Source organism: Bombella pollinis (assembly GCF_026385485.1).
Classification (GTDB): Bacteria; Pseudomonadota; Alphaproteobacteria; order Acetobacterales; family Acetobacteraceae; genus Bombella; species Bombella pollinis.
Map to the genome: position 1 here is coordinate 1 of NZ_JANIDX010000017.1, position 702 is coordinate 702.

Here is a 702-nt window from a genome sequence, read left to right on the forward strand (position 1 = left end):
AACCATTTGTGAAATGGGCTGGCGGTAAACGTCAATTAGTTGCTATCCTGCAAGAGGAACTGCCTGAAAGATTTGATACATATTATGAACCTTTCTTAGGCGGTGGCGCACTCTTTTTTAGCCAACTACCCCAAAAGGCGGTCATCTCGGACATTAACTCTCACCTCATCAACGCTTATACGATCATCAGAGATGAGTTGCCCTGCCTATTGCAGGCTCTCAGCAGACATCAGAACACCCCTGATTATTTTTACGCCATACGCGCCCAAGACCCGACTACGCTCTCCAAGGTAGAGCAAGCCAGCCGGTTTATATTCTTGAATAAAACATGCTTTAACGGCCTGTATCGAGAGAATAAAAAGGGCCAATTCAATACCCCATTCGGCAAATATAAAAATCCAAACATCCTAGATGCGACAAACTTAACCGCTATCCATGGCTATCTAAATAAAAACACCATAGAAATTAACTGCCATGATTATAAAAAAGTGCATTTCACCGCTCAAAAAGGGGATTTTGTGTATCTCGACCCCCCCTATGTGCCGCTGACACCAACAGCTAACTTTTCTAGCTACACAAAGCAGGGGTTTACTCTGCAAGACCAAGAAGACCTTGCCGCACTCTTTAAAGAGCTTTCACACAAAGGGGTAAAAGCCATGCTCTCTAACTCTAATACCGAGATTGTTAGAGAGCTATATCGCG

General features: G+C 43.9%; 1 protein-coding gene. It reads left to right on the forward strand.

Features of this window, described 5'->3' with window-relative positions; all coding sequences use genetic code 11:
* The coding region (locus NQF89_RS08820; RefSeq protein ID WP_266138001.1) for a DNA adenine methylase at positions 1 to 702 on the forward strand (702 nt) is incomplete at both ends.